Here is a 17,989-nt window from a genome sequence, read left to right on the forward strand (position 1 = left end):
GCATTAATGTCCTATAACACACAAATTAGTGTGAAGATTAGAATATATTCGCCTCTATAATTTAAATTTAACGCAAAGGCTTAATATCCGATGTTTAATTTTTAAGGGAGCAAAGATGAAAATCAACTTTGTTGATTCTTTCTAAGCATGCGAATGTTCACTCAACTTTATCAGCGACATTGTCGCCATCTTAGCCTCCTTAACAATGAGATGAATGAATATAATCTTTGCGTTTTACTACTATTAAGACCTACACTTAAAAAAAATATTTTCAAATTACCTTCAGTTTTTATGAAATATTCATCTGTTTCATTGAATTTTATCAGTCTTTAAAGCATTTTTCCTGTAACTATTTTGTTAATAATCCGACTATTCTTTTTCAGAGTAATACAGATTGAGAAATTTTCAGCAAATGAATACTTCTCTACAATGACAAAGAAGAATAAAACCAACATATAGTATTGTATAAATACCCAATTGTACCATGAAGAAAACTATTATTTCGTTATTAACAGCATTTTCTATTATCGGGATTTCAGCACAGGAAAAGTCATATTTCTTATCAAGTCCCTCACTGAGCCCGGATGGCAAGACGGCTTATTTCTCTTATGACGGCGATATCTGGAAAGTAGGTTCCAATGGCGGCAATGCTTCAAGAATTACAGCCCTGGACGGAGAAGAAATCAATCCACGTCTTTCGCCGGATGGTAAATGGCTTGCATTCAGCTCTAACCAATATGGAAATTATGATGTATATGTGATGCCTGCTGAAGGAGGAACTATCAAGCAGTTGACGTTCCACACCGGAAGAGACGAAATGGAAAGCTGGGCATGGGACAGTAAAACCATTTACTTTACTTCCAGCAGAAATAATAATTTTGGCAGTTTTAAAACTACAATTGAAGGAAAAACACCACAAAAGCTTTTCAACAATTATTTCAACAACACCAATGGACTTGTAGAAACACCGGCGGGAGAATATCTTTTCACCAGTTCTTCAGAAAGCGCCCATCAGGTGCAGCGTAAGCGTTATAAAGGAGAAAATAATCCTGATATTTTAGGATACAATCCCAAAAGCAATTCTTTCAAACAATACACCAACTATGAAGGAAAAGATTTCAACCCAAGTGTAGATAAAAATGGTATTATTTACTTTATTTCTGACGAGAATAATGGAGAATATAATCTTTATAAACTAGAAAATGGTAAAAAGACTTCTTTAACCCAATTTGATACTTCTATTAAAAAGCCTTTTGTTTCAGCAGACGGATCCAAAGTCATTTTTGAAAAGGATTATCAGCTTTATATTTATGATATCGCTTCAAAAAACACAAAACCCCTGAACATCAGTCTGAATACCAACAAAACGCTGGAAAAAGAACAAAACTTCAATGTGGAAAATAATATTTCTTATTATGATGTATCTCCGGATGGTAAGAAAATGGCCTTTATAAGCCGTGGTGTTCTGTTTGTTTCGGATATTGAAGGAAAATTTGCACAACAGGTTTCTGACGGAAAAGAGCGCGCCATGGAAGTAAAATGGCTGAAAGACAACCGTACTCTGCTTTACAGCCAGACTTACAATGGATACCAAAACTGGTTTACTATTCCTGCGGACGGAAAAGGCCAGATCAAACAATTAACGGAAGATTTACGCAATAACCGCAATATAACACTCAACAGCGATCTTTCAAAAGCGGTTTACTTAAGCGGCCGTGATGAAGTAAGATTGCTGGATTTAAAAAGTTTTAAGTCTACAACCATCGTAAAAGACGAAATCTGGGCATTCCAAAACTCAAGACCTTCTTTTTCGCCAAACAATGAATACGTCCTGTTCTCTGCAAAAAGAAACTTTGAACTGGATATTTTCATCTATAACATTAAAAAAGGACAGACGCTCAATCTTACCAATACAGGTGTTTCAGAGGAAGATCCTGTATGGTCTCCAAACGGCAGGTATATTTATTTCGCGAGCGACAGAACCAATCCGTCTTATCCTTTAGGTATGCAGAAATCTAACATTTACCGTATGGCTTTAGACTGGTTTGATGAACCTTTTAAATCTGAAAAATTCGATAAACTCTTCACAGAAGAAAAGAAGGAAACAAAATCTTCTGATAAAGCGAAAGATAAAGACAAGAAGGACAAAAAAGAAGACGACAAGGATAAAGAGAAAAAGGAAGAACAAGAACCGGTAATCAAAGAACTGAAAGTAAATCCTGAAGATACTCTGGACAGAATCGAGCTGGTTACCGACCGATATGGATATCAGGATGATCCAGCCGTTTTCTCTGATGACAAAAAAGAAATTCTATTATTCAACTCTAATCAGGACAATGGAAAAAGACAGCTGTACAAAAAGGTGTTCACAGATTTTGAGCCTGCCAAATCCGAAAAAGTTTTCGATAAAGCAGCTTATTACCTTACTAAAAATGAGAAAACCCTATTTGCACTGATAGAAGGTAATATTTATAAAACAACTGTTGCAGCATTAAAACCTGAGAAAATAAATATTCAATATAGTTTTGATAAAGACCTGGCATCAGAATTCACTCAGATGTTTGCTGAAGCATGGACTGGTGTGGAAGAAAACTTCTATGATGAAAAGTTCCATGGGATTGACTGGAAAGCAAAAAAGGAACAGTATGCCAAATATCTTCCGTATGTACACAACAGAAATGACCTGAGAATTTTATTAAATGATCTTTTAGGCGAGCTTAATTCTTCACACACCGGATTTTCTTCTACCGGAAAAGAAGAAACAATGTACCTGAACTATTTTACCAATGAAACAGGAATTATTTTCAAAAAAGATCAGCCTTACACCGTAGAAAGTATTGTAAGAAAATCTCCGGCCTTCCGTTCCGGAGTTGATATTAAATCTGGAGATCAATTGATTTCTGTAAACGGAAAAAAAATTGATCTAAACGAAAATATTGAAACGTATTTTACAAGCCCCAAAAAACAGGATGAACTTGTTCTTACGTTCGATCGTGATGGTAAAAATGTAACCACCAAAGTACACCCTATTTCAAACGGAGAATTAAAAGGATTGCTTTATGATGATTGGATCTACAACAATCATCAGCGTGTTGATAAGCTTAGTAACAACCGTATCGCTTATTCATGCATGAAAAATATGTCAACTGATGAACTGGACCGCTTCCTACTGGATATGGTAGAACAGGAAAACAGAAAAGACGCTGTAATTCTTGACCTGCGGTATAATACAGGCGGAAATGTTCATGATAAGGTATTAAATTTCCTTTCTCAGAAGCCTTATTTACAATGGAAATATCGTGAAGGAAAAATGACAACACAGCCTAACTTTGCTCCTTCCGGAAAACCTATTGTTCTTCTGATTAATGAAGCTTCACTAAGTGATGCAGAGATGACTGCTGCCGGATTTAAAGCACTGAAACTGGGTAAAATTATTGGCCAGGATACCTATCGCTGGATTATTTTCACTTCAGCCAAAGGTTTGGTAGACGGATCTTCTTATAGATTACCTTCATGGGGAACGTATACTCTGGATGGGCAAAATCTTGAAAAAACAGGTGTGAAACCTGACATTTATGTTAAAAACACCTTTATGGACCGTCTTCAAGACAATGATCCTCAGCTGGAGCGGGCTGTTCAGGAAATACTTAAAGATTTAAAGAAGTAAAGTTCAGAATCACAATAAATTAGAAAGGCTTACAATAATGTAGGTCTTTTTTTATACCTTTTTTTGCTGAACCATATAATCCTCTGATTAATTATTTTGATAAGCTTCTGATTTTTGGCCTAAATAAAGGGGTGTAAGATAAAAATGATCTATTGACAGAGGTTTTATACAAGCTTCATCATGCTATTTCTTGTATTTCTTTGAAGATATTTAGAATTCAACAAAAAATAATCAAAATATTTCTTATTGAATTTCAATACATTTAGTTAAAAATCACTTTGAATAATGGAGAAAACTTGACTGATATTAATATTCCTATTATATTTGCACCACTTAAAACAAAGGACATTCCTCCTTAGCTCAGTTGGTTAGAGCATCTGACTGTTAATCAGAGGGTCGCTGGTTCGAGCCCAGCAGGAGGAGCAAAAAGACTTACAGAAATGTAAGTCTTTTTTATTTTCTGTTTACTCCGGTTTTCATTTTAGTCAAAATTGTTGCTTCATTTATTTAAAAACGATAATACATTTAATAAAAATATTAATACTATTTAAATTTATAACTAAATTTGAGCATTATTTAAAATTCAATAACAATTTAAACTGATATGATCAATAATTCGATAAGAACACGTTCTTTCATGTTGTTATGTACAGTAATAATTGTTTTTGCTTTTCCTCAGAATAGTCTGAAAGAAAAAAACGCTTCCTTTGATACATTTTGTCAAACAGTCAAAAAAAACGAAAAAAAGCGATCTTCAGAGCAAATCATCCGTATTGGTGACTCTCTGTATAAAGCATCTTCAGATAATTGGCAGCAGGTCAGTTCGTCATTTGTAACCATTCAGGGCTATGAAATGCAGAACAACTGGAACAAGGCTTTAAAAGCAGCTTTTAGAGCAGATTCTATAGCTCAGAAAAAAAGTCTTATTTTATTAAAGCCCAGAACAACAGCTGTATTAGGTTCTTTATACAGTAATTTAGGATTGTACAATAAGAGCATTGATTATCTTTCTAAAGCTGAACAATTAGCTAATCATTTGAATAAAGAGGAAGCCCTCGTCAATAAATCATTAATTTATCAGCGTATTTCGGCTGTTTACCAAAAACAGAAGGATTACGAGAAGGCACTCACTTTTAATTTAAAAGCGCTCAACATTATTGAGAATTTAAAAAAGGAATTCCCATCCAATGATTATGCAGCTACTCGGATACCGGTTTTGCTTAATCTGGGAGTAAATTATCATAACCTTGGGCAATATGAGCTGTCAAAGAAATATTACCGCAAAGGATTCAACTCAATTATAGGTTCTGAAAACAATTTTTATCTGTCTTACTTTTATATTAAATATGCTGCTAATGAAATTAAATTAAAAAATGCAGACTCAGCCTTATTTTATATAGACAAATCTAAAGTTTTAGCGAGTAAGTTTGAAGATAAAACACTTCAATTTGAGATTGATTCAAGACTTTCTGAATATTATTTTCTTAAGAATGACCTAAAAAAATCGGACAGCATTAAAAATAAGCTTTTAGAACACTATAAAGACAAGACTCAATCCGAGATGCTGGCCATACAGGATATCATTCACACCAATGAAAGAAAAATTGTCGGCGAAAGCAGAAATACGTCTATTTTTATTATTATTTCAGCAATACTGGCTATCATTTCTTTATTGCTGTATTTCTTTCATCAACACCAAAAAAAGAAAATCAAAATTCACTTTGAAAATATTATACAGGATTTTCAAAATGGAAAATTGCTTGAATCTAAACCCTCTCAAAAGAAAGAAGATAATACAGCCAGTAAAAAAACTCAGTTACCTGAAAAAAAGATTGAAGAACTGCTTCAAAGACTTGACACTTTTGAAAAGAAAAACGAATTTACCACAAAGAATCTTACCATTTCAAATATGGCTTCTTTGTTTAAAACAAATACAAAATATATCAGTTACATTTTGCAAGAGTACAGAGGAATGAATTTTAATGATTATTTAAATCATGTAAGGATCAAATTTGTCATCCAGAAAATGATTAATCATCCGGAATATCTTAACTACAAAATAGATTATCTTGCAGAGGTTTCCGGCTATTCATCACACAGCCGTTTTGCTCAAATGTTTAAAAAAGAGATAAAATTGTCTCCATCTGAGTTCATTTTGCAGCTAAGCAAGAAAAACAAATAAAACACTGTAAATCAAAATTTTAACCCCACTTAATACTTGTTACTTTTCTGAATAGTAACAGGCCTTTCCTTGTTCTGCTATCCTTCTGTTCCTAAATTTGCAAATATAAATCACGGAACAATCACATGTAATTTCCCTCCACATATGAGAAGAAAATTTCTTCATGTTCCATAATACATTCTATGATGATGAAGTTTACAATTTTTTATTTCGCAGTTTTTCCCCGTTCCTGCATTTCTGTATATCCAACGATAGCGATTCTAAAAACAAATTGATGGAAAACACAAAAACACATATTTAATTAGCAATTCAAAATTTTCCCGATTGCTTATAAAAAGGCTTTATAGCCGAATAATATCTCCTTTAATTCAAAAACATTTACGACATGAAAAAGAGCTTTTACATTGTATTTATTATTCTTTCGAAAATTTTTCATTCTCAGGTAGGGATTAATACTCCTAATCCTCAGGGTATATTTAATGTAGATGGAGGCAAAGATAATGCTACAACAGGTTTGCCAACAACTGCCCAACAAGCTAATGATTTTGTTGTAACTGCTACCGGAAGTGTAGGAATAGGAACTACAGTTCCTAACAGCTCATCTATATTGGATATCTCTTCTGCAGATAAAGGATTATTACCTCCCAGACTAGAGCTTGCTGCAACCAATCTTGCTTTGCCTTTATCTACTCATGTCCAGGGTATGGTAGTTTATAATACAGCGACATCCGGAACGCAACCCAACAATGTTTCACCAGGCTTATATATTAATGATGGAACAAAATGGGATAGGATGTCCACTTCTATACAAACCTACTCTTCATTTTATGGTTCAATCAATTATGGAGATATTAATGGTTTTACAGGTACTGTTAATTTACCTACCACAGGGTTTATTGTTTCATCATCTAAAACGGATGTTACAGGAGGTGATGACTTATTGGTAACCCACAATTTGAATTTATCCGGACCTCAGAATATCACGGTTACTATATTATCTAATGTGTCAGGAAATAACTATTCACAATACAACAGAGATAATGACTGGTATCAACCTGTAATTCACGACATTACCCCTAATTCTTTCAAAGTTTATGTCGAAGAAAACTCAGGCACAGCACAAAATGTGAGCATGATGATTCAGCTAACGAATTATTAATACAACCCCTAGCCTACAACACAGGCAAAAGACTTACAGAAATGTAGGTCTTTTTTTGTATATATTTTAAACCAAAATAACAACCGGCGGCTTGGTAACATCGCATCTCTTCACATTCTATTAATACCCTGATTATTATCCTTTAAGCATTAAAATTTCTCGTTTAATTTTAATAATCACATATATAATTTTCCCTACATTTGCCGTTTTATAGGGGATACTAAAAATATTTTATTTTTTTACCTATTTTTTTTAATAAACTGCATACTTTTTGTTTATGCTAATTGCCTGAAGAAACGAATGATGTTAAACAATAACTCCAAAAAACACTATCTTTTATTTTTTTTCCTGATCCTCTCCAGTTCCGTATGCGCTCAAAACCGGGCCAGTGGCAGGGTGGTTGACGAAAAAAATAATAAAGAGCTCACTAAGGTTGATATTTTTATCAACAATAGCAAAACACCTTCCCTGACGACAACTTCAGGCAGCTTCATCGTTCAGTCAGACAGTATTATCCATCAGCTAAAATTTTCCAGAAAAAGTTATACTACAGAAACGCTTGATATTACCCCTGAAAATGCCGAAAATATTTTCGTACAACTTTCACAGGCTAAAGTAAGTGACATCCAGGAAATTGTCCTTCAAAGCGGCAAAACTAAATACAAGAATAAAAAAGAAAACCCCGCTTACGCTATCATGCAAAAAGTATGGGCACAAAAAAGAAATAATGGGTTAGAAAAATTTGATACCTACTCGTATAAAGAATACGAAAAAACCCAATTTGACCTCAACAATCTGGATAGTGCCTTCATGAAGAAAAAGATTTTCAATAAACTGGATTTCATTTTCGATTATGCTGATTCTACAGCAAGTGGAAGACTGGGTCTTCCCATCTTTTTGAATGAAGCAGTATATGAAAATTTTGGTAAAAACAGGCCAGATAAGGACAGCAAAAGAACATTAGTTGCTCAAAAAACATCAGGTTTTCAGGACAACCAGGTGATTACTGTTTCAGCTAAAAATCTCTATCGGGATATCAACATCTACGACAATACCTTAAATTATTTTGATATCGGATTCCAAAGCCCTGTGGGAACAGATGGATTCAGCACTTACGACTATAGTCTTATGGATACCATTACTATTCGTGGTGAAAAAGCCTTTCAGATCAGATATCAGCCCAAGAGAAAAGATATCCTTGCCTTTCAGGGAAACCTTTATATAGATACGGATACCTATGCCGTTTTAGGGGCAACACTAAAGTCAACCCAGAAAATCAATGTAAATTTCGTCAACAGTGTCTATACTCAGGTGGAGTACGACAATCCTGATGAAACAACTTTTCTTCCTAAAAAACTGATTACAGAATTTGAAATGAGCCCTTTTTCAAAAAAGAAAGGTGCTAAAAGTATTATAGCCAAAAGATCGGTAGATTATTCCGAATATCAGTTTAATAAGCCTCTTGATCCAAAAGTATTCAAACGTACGGAAGAGGAATATGAAGACAAGTTCACCAATAAAGACGATGCATATTGGACTAAAGCCAGACCTGACACTTTATCAAAAGCAGAACAGGGCGTTTACAACATGCTTGATCAGCTTCAGCAGACCCCAAAATTCAACCGAATGGTAAAACTGTTTGAGACCCTTGGTTCAAGGTATTACAATGCCTTTAAAGGAATAGATATCGGTCCTATTTTCTCTATTTATGGAAGAAATGAAGTGGAAGGAGACAGAATAAGATTAGGAGCAAGAACCTATTTCGGATTGAATGATACCTGGAGAGCTCAGTTTTATACAGCTTATGGGTTCAAAGATCAACAGTTTAAATATGGCGTGGAAGCAAGATATATGTTCAATAAGCTTAACCGTTTTATGATTGGAGCAGGAACCAGCAGAGATATTGTTCAGCTTGGGGGGCAGCTTACATCCGGTGATGGTGTTACCCCACAATCTTCATCTTCCAGCACCTTTTTTGCAAGAGGAGAGAACATTTCTTTAAGCTCTGTAAACAAAACAAGTGTTTTTGCAGCTATTGAACCCTGGAAAAACTTCCAGATAAGAGTGGATGGAGTGATGCAGAGCATTAAATCTGCCATTCCCGAGAAATTCAACCTTATGTATCACAAAGATGGGCAGCTGAGACAAACAGTTAATGATTCTCACGTTACCATCAGCTTAATTGCAAAACCGGGAGCTAAGTTCTCACAAACCGGAATTGACCGTTACCAGGCCAGAAACCTTGCACCAACCATTGTTTTAAGATATACCAGAGGTATTGAAGGGTTATTTAATGCTGACTTCAATTATGATAAGCTTCAATTCATGCTTTATAAACCATTTTTAATTGGAAGCATGGGTAAATTGGTTGTGAATTTTGAGGCAGGAAAGAATTTCAACACTGTTCCATTGGCACTGCAGAACATCATTCCGGCCAACCTGTCCTATGGTTTGGTACCTAATACATTCTCTCAGCTTAACTATTATGAGTTTGTTACGGATGCTTATACTACACTTCAACTGGAACACCATTTTAACGGCAAAATCCTTTCTTACATTCCTTTGATTAAAAAACTAAAACTCAGAGAAGTTGCATTCATCAGAGGAGCTTACGGAACGTTAAGTGATGCTTCCAAGGCAATCAACGTAGAAGGTTTTAAATATTCCGCGCCAAGTGAACATATTTATTATGAATACGGATTCGGGATTGAAAATATAGGAATCGGAAACCTTAGAATCTTCAGAGTAGACTTCAACTGGAGAGGAAACTATCTTGACAGACCGGATATTTCAAAATTTGGGGTTAAAGCAGGATTCCAGGTAGGATTCTAGACAGAATATAATATAAAACAGGATCGGCGGCTTCTTTGAAACCGCCGATCTTTTATTTTCAGCTTTATAAAAAAAGTCAAAGATGATAATTAAAAGCACTCACATGGCTCTTCTACATCAAGCAGGCAACGCATTTTCTGCTCCTTTGTCATTCCGCACCAGATATCACATGATGTAATGGGTTTTGGTGGACATAATGCTAAAGCCGCTCCTCCATTGATTTCTTTAAGGCTTTTCTTCGTTAATTTTTTCAAATTTTTCATGATTATTTAGTTTTATTTGTTGCCTACTCTCTCTGCTTTTCGGCTTCCGCAATGATTTTTTATTTAATTCCGGACAAATATATAAATATTTCACTGCTGAAAGATATTATTAAACTTTTTTAACTTTAAATAAAAAGAGCAGGACATCATTAAATATCCAGCTTTCTCCGAAATCCAAAGAAGCTTCGGTTTTATTCAATATCATTCAAAACACTCTGTACACGACTGAGAAAGCATACAATGTGATTTCTGCCATGGAGACCATCTGCACCATTCATCACAAGACTGAAACATAGAAGGACAAACTGCGGCCACTCCTCCTGTTAATCTTTTTAAATTCTCTCTGTTTAATTTTCTTACATTTTTCATAGATATTTTGTTTTAATAAACTGTCTACTCTTTTTGCTTTTCGGCATACGCAACTGTTTCAAAATTGGACAGTTAACAAATATAAAATATTTCACAAAGAAAAGAATACAATACAACATGGACTATTCTGAATAAAAAAAACCTCAGCATTTGCTGAGGTTTTAATTTTTATAAAACGCTTACAAAATTATGCGTTTGGCTCTACAGATACGAAAGATCTGTTGTTTGCTTTCTTTCTGAAAACTACTTTACCATCTACTAATGCAAACAAAGTGTGATCTTTACCGATTCCCACGTTATCACCTGGGTGGTGCTGAGTACCTCTTTGTCTAACAATAATATTTCCGGCAATAGCTGCTTGTCCTCCGAAAATCTTCACACCTAATCTTTTAGAGTGAGACTCTCTACCGTTCTTGGAACTACCGACTCCTTTCTTGTGTGCCATTTTATTACTGGATTATTTATTAAGTGCTTTAAATTGATCGATATTCTTAATGATAGCAGCATCTACTTCTTCATGAGTAAGAATATTCTTTTCTAATTCCACTTTAACTGCTTTACCTAAAGTAATTAAAGTTTCTCTGTTCTCTTTAGACTGAGACAAGTTGTTTTTCTTTAAGTGATAGTTCAACTCGTGATCTTCACTAAAGTTAACAGTTGCGTTGTCTGAAAGAACTTCACCTTTCACAGTTTCTTTTTTAGCAGCAGCTTTTTTAGCTCCACCTTCAAAACCAGTAATACCAGTGATTACGATTTGAGTTAAAGATTGTCTGTGACCGTTTTTCACTTTGTAACCTTTTCTTCTTTTCTTTTTGAAAACGATTACTTTATCAGCTTTTACGTGGTCAAGGATCTCTGCTTCCACAGTGATTCCGTTTACAGCTGGGGCGCCTACAGTGATTGCACCGTTTACAGTAAGAAGAACTTTATCGAAAGAAACTTTTCCTCCTTTATCTCCTTTTAAACGGTTTACAAACAACTTCTGGTCTTGCTCAACTTTGTATTGAAGCCCTGCTATTTCTACAATTGCAAACATTGTTTATAAATTTTTAGTTATTTCGAGGTGCAAATATACATATAAATTTCTAATTAGCTTACAATCAAAGCAATGTTTTTTTAATTAAAATCCTATTCACTATGTTTTGAATAATTTTTTTTAATAATGTACTCACACTTAAGAGATAATTTCATACCTTCGTTTTACCAAATTGAATTTATATATGAAAAGAAACTTTAATCTCTGCTTACTAGCAGGCGCCATTGCTGTAACTTCATTGACAGCATGTAGTGATGACCAAATGGACAACAATGTTCAACCTCAGCCAGAAACACTTAGTGCAAAAATTGATCAGCCAGGAGATCTTGAAAAAATCTGCTCTTACGTAGATAACAACTGGAGCTCTAATTCAGTTTTATTGACCGGACTTCAAAATTCCACAGACACCAACTTTATGAACGGTCAGATGACTAAAATTGCAAGTATGTGGGGAAGAAGCAATCCTACTCTGAGATTTGTAAATGATCCATCCAATTACAATTCAACGTACAATGCAATTTCCTATTCTACCGGAAAAATCTATTATGGATACGCTATCTATTATGATGCAAAATCAAAAGGCGGCGATATTGTGAATGCTATGATCCTCGCTCATGAGTACGGACATCAGCTACAGTATATCTTTGGACTTCCATCTGTAAACGAAAATACAGCCAGACCTAACGAGCTTGAAGCTGATGGTTTTGCAGGATACTATTTGAGAAGACCTAATGGATACAATAAAACAAGCTTCCCGGAAATTGCAGCAGCTTATGAGTTTGCTCAAAGTATCGGAGATTATCAGACTACCAATCCCGGACATCACGGAACACCTGCACAGAGAAGATCAGCAGTGCGTTTAGGATTCCTTTTGGGGCAGTATGACCTTAACGCTTCCAATTTCGATTATAATTTCTTCTATTATTATCAGGGAGTATTAAACGGAACTTACAAGATGGCTAAAAACACAGTAAATCCTGAAATTGACGCCTACATGAGTCAATACATAGATGAACTGAGAAAAATTCAGTCAGGAGAAATTTCCGCAGAAGAATTTAAACATCTTCAATAAACAAGAACATTCATTTTTAGCATATTTAAGAAAGGAGGCGGGCAGTATGTTCCGCCCCTTTTTTGTTTTTAAAAGTTTTTATGTTCTATAAAATCATTTGTTTGTATTTTTGAAAAAATAACAAAAAGAACCTCCAAGCAATCTATAATGAACAGAGATCTCTATATTGATTTCGCCAAAGGACTGGCTACACTTTCTATCATATTTATCCATACTGCTTTCTGGTCTGGCCAGTTTTATATTCCTGCAGAAATAAGAGTCTTCTCACTCGTTTTTGACGTTGCCCTTTTTTATGCCCTAAGTGGGATTACTTCCGGAGCCAATATTGAAAAAACGTTGTACCGCCTGCTAAAACTGCAGATTACCTATATGATATTTGTGACTTTCCTGTTCTTTTTAGATTATTTCTTTAAAATTTTCGGACTGAGTTTCTTTTCTATGGAATGGCTCCAAAGTTTTTATTCCACATTTGGATCAAAATATTCTACCACCGGCTTTTCAGCAACTCCTCAATGGGAAAATCTGGGCAACTGGTATCTTCATCAATATACCAATGCTGACACTTTTCCTGTGGTGATGGGAAGCTTCTGGTATCTTAAAGTTTATTATGTACTAACTGTTTTTGGTGTCCTTATCTTAAGGTTCTTCCCGAAACATATCAATTGGTTTATCGGGCTTTGTATAGGTTTAACCTTATTATTTAACATCTTCCCGGAATATTATCCAACCGGACAGGTGGGATATGTAGCTTTTTATCTTTCTGTTTTTTTAATTGGAAACAAAATGCGTGGGAAAAAGATTCCGGCCAAAGCAATCCCTGTCTTATATGCACTTGTGGGAGTTGCTCTTGTATGGATGTTCTGGTACTATGGAGGAGAAATTTTCTATAAAATCAATAAAAACAAATTTCCGCCTAAAATCCCTTACATCATCTGGACATTGTTCTCTTTGGTAACACTATTTGTCCTTTATAACCGATTAAAGATTACAAAAGAAAACTTTATCACCCACATCGGAAAGAATGCTATTTTCTTCTACTTTGCCCAGGGAATCAGTTCTTCTTTGGTCTATTTCCTGGTTGTCCCGTTAAAAGAAAATATGCCGTGGTGGATATTAATGATCATTATTTATGGCATTAATATCATTTTAGCCTTCATTATTTCTGCGGGATTGAAAAAGGTAGATACCTCAGGCTGGAAGATTCTGGAATTCTTAAGAAGAAAGACCGCATCTTAAGACTTTAACTATCAAATTGAAATAAAGTCACATTTCTTATCTCAATTTGTTTAAATTTACAAAAATTTTACAACATGTTTAAGTTGAAACTCCCTACCGATCCAAGGTGGGCAAATATTGCAGAAGGAAACATCGGAGAAATTTTAACAGATCATGCCTGGTGCGAGCAAAAAGCAGCTACCAATGCCATAGGCCTGATAACAATGCTTCCGGAATATCCTGAGATTGTGACAGAACTTCTTGCCATTGCACAGGAAGAACTGGATCATTTCAATCAGGTTCATGAGATCATTAAAAAAAGAGGATATACCTTTGGAAGAGCAAGAAAAGATGATTATGTGAATGAACTGGCGAAATTTATCGTTCAGGGAACAAGAGAGAACCTCATCGTAGACAAAATGCTTTTTGCCGCTATGATTGAAGCCAGAAGCTGCGAAAGATTCAAGGTTCTTACTGAAAACATCAAAGACGAAGAACTTAAAGTTTTCTATAAAGAATTGATGATTTCTGAAGCTAATCATTATAGTACATTCATTGGATTTGCAAGACAGCTTGGAGATCCGGAGAAAGTAAACAAACGTTGGGAAGAATGGCTGGAATATGAAGCCAGTATCATAAAATCTTATGGAAACAAAGAAACTATTCACGGTTAAATTAAAATAGAAACAGTAAAGAATATACATTGAAGAAGCCAAGCTTTGAAAATATTGCCAATTTATTCCTGAAAAACTTTTTCCAGGGATTGGTTATCATTGGTCCTATCGGGCTTACTATTTTTGTAATTTGGTATATTGTAAGTGCAATTGACAATCTTGTTCCTTCGCTGGCCAAGCAGATCCCTGGGCTTGTATTCGTATCCATCATTCTGTTTACTGCTATTTTAGGGTATCTAGGAAATAAATTCGTAGTCGGAAGATTCTTTTTCGATACGATGGACAGCTTGCTGGAGAAAACTCCGGGAGTAAAACATATCTACACTCCTACAAAAGACGTAATGTCTTCATTCGTAGGTGACAAGAAAAAATTCAACGATCCTGTATGGGTAAAAACCAATGAAAATCCGGAAATCTGGAGAATTGGTTTTTTAACTCAAAAAGAAATGTCGGACGTTGACAAGCATAATTACGTTGCGGTATATCTTCCCCACTCGTACGCCATCTCGGGCTGGGTAATTGTTACTGAAGAAAAAAACATCAAACCTGTAGTGGGAATGACAGCAGCTTCTGCAATGAAGTTTGCAGTGAGCGGCGGTGTAGCCGGATTCCATTCTGATGAAAATATATTTAAGGCTCCGGAATAATCACTCTTTCCGGCTTATCTATACATTGATGAATTTTGAAAAATTATTTTCAAGCACATTTTCTTTACAAACAATTTAAAACATAATTTAACTCATGAATTTACCGTACGCGGAACCTTTCCGCATTAAAATGGTGGAAGAAATCTATCAATCCACCAGAGAAGAAAGAGAGCAATGGCTTAAAGAAGCTAATTATAACCTTTTCAATTTAAGATCTTCACATGTTTATATTGACCTGCTTACCGATTCAGGAACCGGAGCAATGTCTGATAAACAATGGTCTGCATTGATGACCGGGGATGAAAGCTACGCAGGATCCCGTTCTTTTGAACAATTACAGAAAACTGTTGAAAAAATTACAGGATTCAAATATTTATTACCTACACACCAGGGAAGAGCTGCTGAAAACGTTCTTTTCTCAGTATTGGTAAAGGAAGGTGATGTAGTTCCGGGGAACTCTCATTTTGACACCACAAAAGGACATATCGAAATTAGAAAGGCACACGCCATCGACTGTACAATAGATGAAGCTTTTGACATTAATGACCTTCACCCTTTCAAAGGAAATATCAACCTTGAAAAGCTGGAAGAAGTTTATAAAAGCCACCCTAAAGAAAACATTCCTTTCTGCTTAATTACCATTACATGTAACTCTTCAGGAGGGCAGCCTGTATCTTTAGAAAATATGAAGGCTGTAAAAGCACTTTCTGACCAATATGGAATTCCTGTATTCTTTGATTCAGCGAGATTTGCAGAGAATGCTTACTTCATCAAAAAAAGAGAAGCAGGACAGGAAAACAGAAGCATCAAAGAAATCTGTAAGGAAATTTTCTCTTACGGAGATGGAATGACGATGAGTTCCAAAAAAGACGGCTTAGTAAACATCGGTGGATTCATTGCTCTGAATAATGAAGAGGTTTTCAGAAAAGCATCCAACTTTACCATTATCTATGAAGGATTTATTACCTATGGGGGAATGGCCGGAAGAGATATGGCTGCATTGGCAGTAGGTCTTGATGAAGCGACTGAGTTTGCTTATCTTGAAAGCAGAATCTCTCAGGTTGAATATCTGGGGAATAAACTGATTGAATACGGAATCCCTGTTCAGAAACCTATCGGAGGACATGCTGTATTCATCGACTCTTTAAACTTCCTTCCGAATGTTTCCCGTGAAGAATATCCGGCACAGACATTAGGCCTTGAAATTTATAAGGAAGCAGGTATCAGAACCGTAGAAATCGGGACATTATTGGCAGACAGAGATCCTGCTACAAGGGAAAACCGTTATCCGAAATTAGAATTGGTACGTCTGGCAATCCCTAGAAGAACTTACACCAATAACCATATGGATTATATTGCTGCTGCTATCAAGAACGTTTATGAAAGACGTGAAGAAATAGCAAAAGGATACAAGATCACCTGGGAACCGGAAATCTTAAGACACTTTACTGTTCAGCTTGAAAAAGCTTAATCATAAAACCGGAATTTTTTCCGGTTTTTTTATGCGTTACATAAACAATCTTATTCTTTATATATCCTTCAGTCCATTTCCACTTAACAATCTTAAAACCATTTCATCATTACGATAAATACCCTTTATAAATAACCATAAATTAATCATATTTATTTATTATAAATTATCTACTATCATTTTCTTTTTATCTTTTATAAAACAAAAATCAAATTGACTCATTTTTTGAAATAGTGAAGGTTTTTAATTTTAATTTTGTATTTATCTAAAGAAGATTAAAAAAATACTCAAAAAACCAACCTGAAAAATACTTTATTCCGAAAATGAAGAAAATTACTGTCGTGGGTGCCGGTATCTCTGGCTTAACCATGGCGAATTACTTAGAAAAACATAAGATTGATTATCACATTTACGAAAGGAGAAAAAAGAAAGATCTAGCAGGACATGGCTTTCTCATTCCAGAAGAAGGGATGGAATACCTTTACCAGATCCTTGATTCCGATCTTCTTCTTCGGCATGGAAATTTTCTAAAAAAATATATACAGTACTCCCATACGGGGAAAATGCTGGCAGAAAAGGAGTTGAACAATGTTTTCGCAATTTCGAGACATTCATTAATTGATCTTCTGACTCAAAATATTTCTCCTGAAAAAATAACCTACGAACAAACCATAATTCCCGATGACAGACAGAATGGAAAACTGAAACTTTTGGACGGAACGGATATTGACTCAGACATTGCTGTTATCTCCGATGGTTCTAAAAGCCGTATCAGAAATTACCTTTTTAAAGATGAAACCATAAATCTGGCAAGAGAAAGTGAAGTAGTTAATATCATTCAGGATAAAGAAATTGCAGATTCTATTGAAAATGACTTTATAAAATTCCATCATGAAGAGGGAGGTCTGACATTTGGAATTCTTAAACTTTCCACTGATACTATTCTTTGGTATTCACAGTTTGATAATGAGAAATACACGATCAATGAGTGTTCAGCAGAGAACCTAAGGAAATACATGCTTGAAGTTTTTCAAAACTGGCATCCTTTAGTCCCATCAATTATACAGAAATCAGACTATAAAAACGTACATTTATGGCGTGTGTATGAGTTGGAAAAACTGAATCCGTTTTATAAGGATAATATTGTATTCATAGGAGATGCAGCCCATCCGCTGATTCCTTTTACGAGCCAGGGAGTAACTTCTGCACTGAAAGATTCTTTTACATTAACGAAGTACTTAGTTGAAGAAAAAAATAAAGCAGAAGCATTCAGCAAGTATGAAGCAGACAGAAAACCTGAAATTGAAATTCACATCAACAACGGAAGAATATTACTCAACCAGTTCCTGCTTCCACTCAGCCAACAAACAGAAAACATTTTACCCATATCTTATAAATAAAT

The 17,989-nt window shown here is 35.0% G+C and carries 14 protein-coding genes and 1 tRNA gene; 11 read left to right on the top strand and 4 right to left on the bottom strand.

Going from position 1 to position 17,989, the window contains the following annotated elements:
• Positions 1-484: 484 nt before the first annotated feature.
• From OL225_RS19680 to OL225_RS19700, 5 genes are all read left to right on the top strand, one after another.
• Positions 485-3,667: a S41 family peptidase gene (locus OL225_RS19680; protein WP_264519313.1), complete on the top strand. Its 3,183-nt coding sequence runs from the start codon at positions 485-487 to the stop codon at positions 3,665-3,667.
• 349 nt (positions 3,668-4,016) lie between these two features.
• Positions 4,017-4,090: transfer RNA gene (locus tag OL225_RS19685), tRNA-Asn, on the top strand.
• A gap of 214 nt (positions 4,091-4,304) precedes the next feature.
• Positions 4,305-5,849, top strand: a complete 1,545-nt coding sequence (locus OL225_RS19690; RefSeq protein ID WP_264519314.1) for a helix-turn-helix domain-containing protein — start codon at positions 4,305-4,307, stop codon at positions 5,847-5,849.
• Positions 5,850-6,234: 385 nt separating this feature from the next.
• On the top strand, positions 6,235-7,008 hold the full coding sequence (locus tag OL225_RS19695) for a hypothetical protein (RefSeq protein WP_264519315.1): 774 nt from the start codon (positions 6,235-6,237) through the stop codon (positions 7,006-7,008).
• Positions 7,009-7,308: 300 nt separating this feature from the next.
• On the top strand, positions 7,309-9,840 hold the full coding sequence (locus OL225_RS19700) for a DUF5686 family protein (RefSeq protein WP_264519316.1): 2,532 nt from the start codon (positions 7,309-7,311) through the stop codon (positions 9,838-9,840).
• Positions 9,841-9,929: 89 nt separating this feature from the next.
• Here OL225_RS19700 and OL225_RS19705 read toward each other — a convergent pair whose 3' ends face one another.
• From OL225_RS19705 to rplU, 4 genes are all read right to left on the bottom strand, one after another.
• Entirely contained in the window at positions 9,930-10,103 is a 174-nt protein-coding gene (locus OL225_RS19705; RefSeq protein WP_264519317.1) for a bacteriocin-like protein, read from the bottom strand.
• Between the two features lie 201 nt (positions 10,104-10,304).
• On the bottom strand, positions 10,305-10,472 hold the full coding sequence (locus OL225_RS19710; RefSeq protein ID WP_264519318.1) for a hypothetical protein: 168 nt from the start codon (positions 10,470-10,472) through the stop codon (positions 10,305-10,307).
• A 187-nt stretch (positions 10,473-10,659) separates the two neighbouring features.
• Entirely contained in the window at positions 10,660-10,917 is a 258-nt protein-coding gene (gene rpmA, locus OL225_RS19715; RefSeq protein WP_027372929.1) for a 50S ribosomal protein L27, read from the bottom strand.
• A 12-nt stretch (positions 10,918-10,929) separates the two neighbouring features.
• On the bottom strand, positions 10,930-11,508 hold the full coding sequence (rplU, locus tag OL225_RS19720; protein WP_081995486.1) for a 50S ribosomal protein L21: 579 nt from the start codon (positions 11,506-11,508) through the stop codon (positions 10,930-10,932).
• A 184-nt stretch (positions 11,509-11,692) separates the two neighbouring features.
• Here rplU and OL225_RS19725 point away from each other — a divergent pair, with 184 nt between their 5' ends.
• From OL225_RS19725 to OL225_RS19750, 6 genes are all read left to right on the top strand, one after another.
• Positions 11,693-12,580 (top strand): metalloprotease, encoded by an 888-nt coding sequence (locus tag OL225_RS19725; RefSeq protein WP_264519319.1) that lies wholly within the window; start codon positions 11,693-11,695, stop codon positions 12,578-12,580.
• 147 nt (positions 12,581-12,727) lie between these two features.
• On the top strand, positions 12,728-13,816 hold the full coding sequence (locus tag OL225_RS19730) for an acyltransferase family protein (RefSeq protein WP_264519320.1): 1,089 nt from the start codon (positions 12,728-12,730) through the stop codon (positions 13,814-13,816).
• Between the two features lie 74 nt (positions 13,817-13,890).
• Positions 13,891-14,469: a tRNA-(ms[2]io[6]A)-hydroxylase gene (locus OL225_RS19735; RefSeq protein ID WP_264519321.1), complete on the top strand. Its 579-nt coding sequence runs from the start codon at positions 13,891-13,893 to the stop codon at positions 14,467-14,469.
• Between the two features lie 29 nt (positions 14,470-14,498).
• Positions 14,499-15,116: a DUF502 domain-containing protein gene (locus OL225_RS19740; protein WP_047377240.1), complete on the top strand. Its 618-nt coding sequence runs from the start codon at positions 14,499-14,501 to the stop codon at positions 15,114-15,116.
• Positions 15,117-15,210: 94 nt separating this feature from the next.
• Positions 15,211-16,587 (top strand): tryptophanase, encoded by a 1,377-nt coding sequence (locus OL225_RS19745; RefSeq protein ID WP_047377239.1) that lies wholly within the window; start codon positions 15,211-15,213, stop codon positions 16,585-16,587.
• 323 nt (positions 16,588-16,910) lie between these two features.
• Positions 16,911-17,987 carry an FAD-dependent monooxygenase gene (locus OL225_RS19750; RefSeq protein ID WP_264519322.1) on the top strand — a complete coding sequence of 359 codons (1,077 nt, stop codon included), beginning with the start codon at positions 16,911-16,913 and terminating at the stop codon, positions 17,985-17,987.
• The last annotated feature ends 2 nt before the right edge of the window (positions 17,988-17,989 follow it).

It is taken from the genome of Chryseobacterium viscerum, assembly GCF_025949665.1.
Classification (GTDB): Bacteria; Bacteroidota; Bacteroidia; order Flavobacteriales; family Weeksellaceae; genus Chryseobacterium; species Chryseobacterium viscerum_A.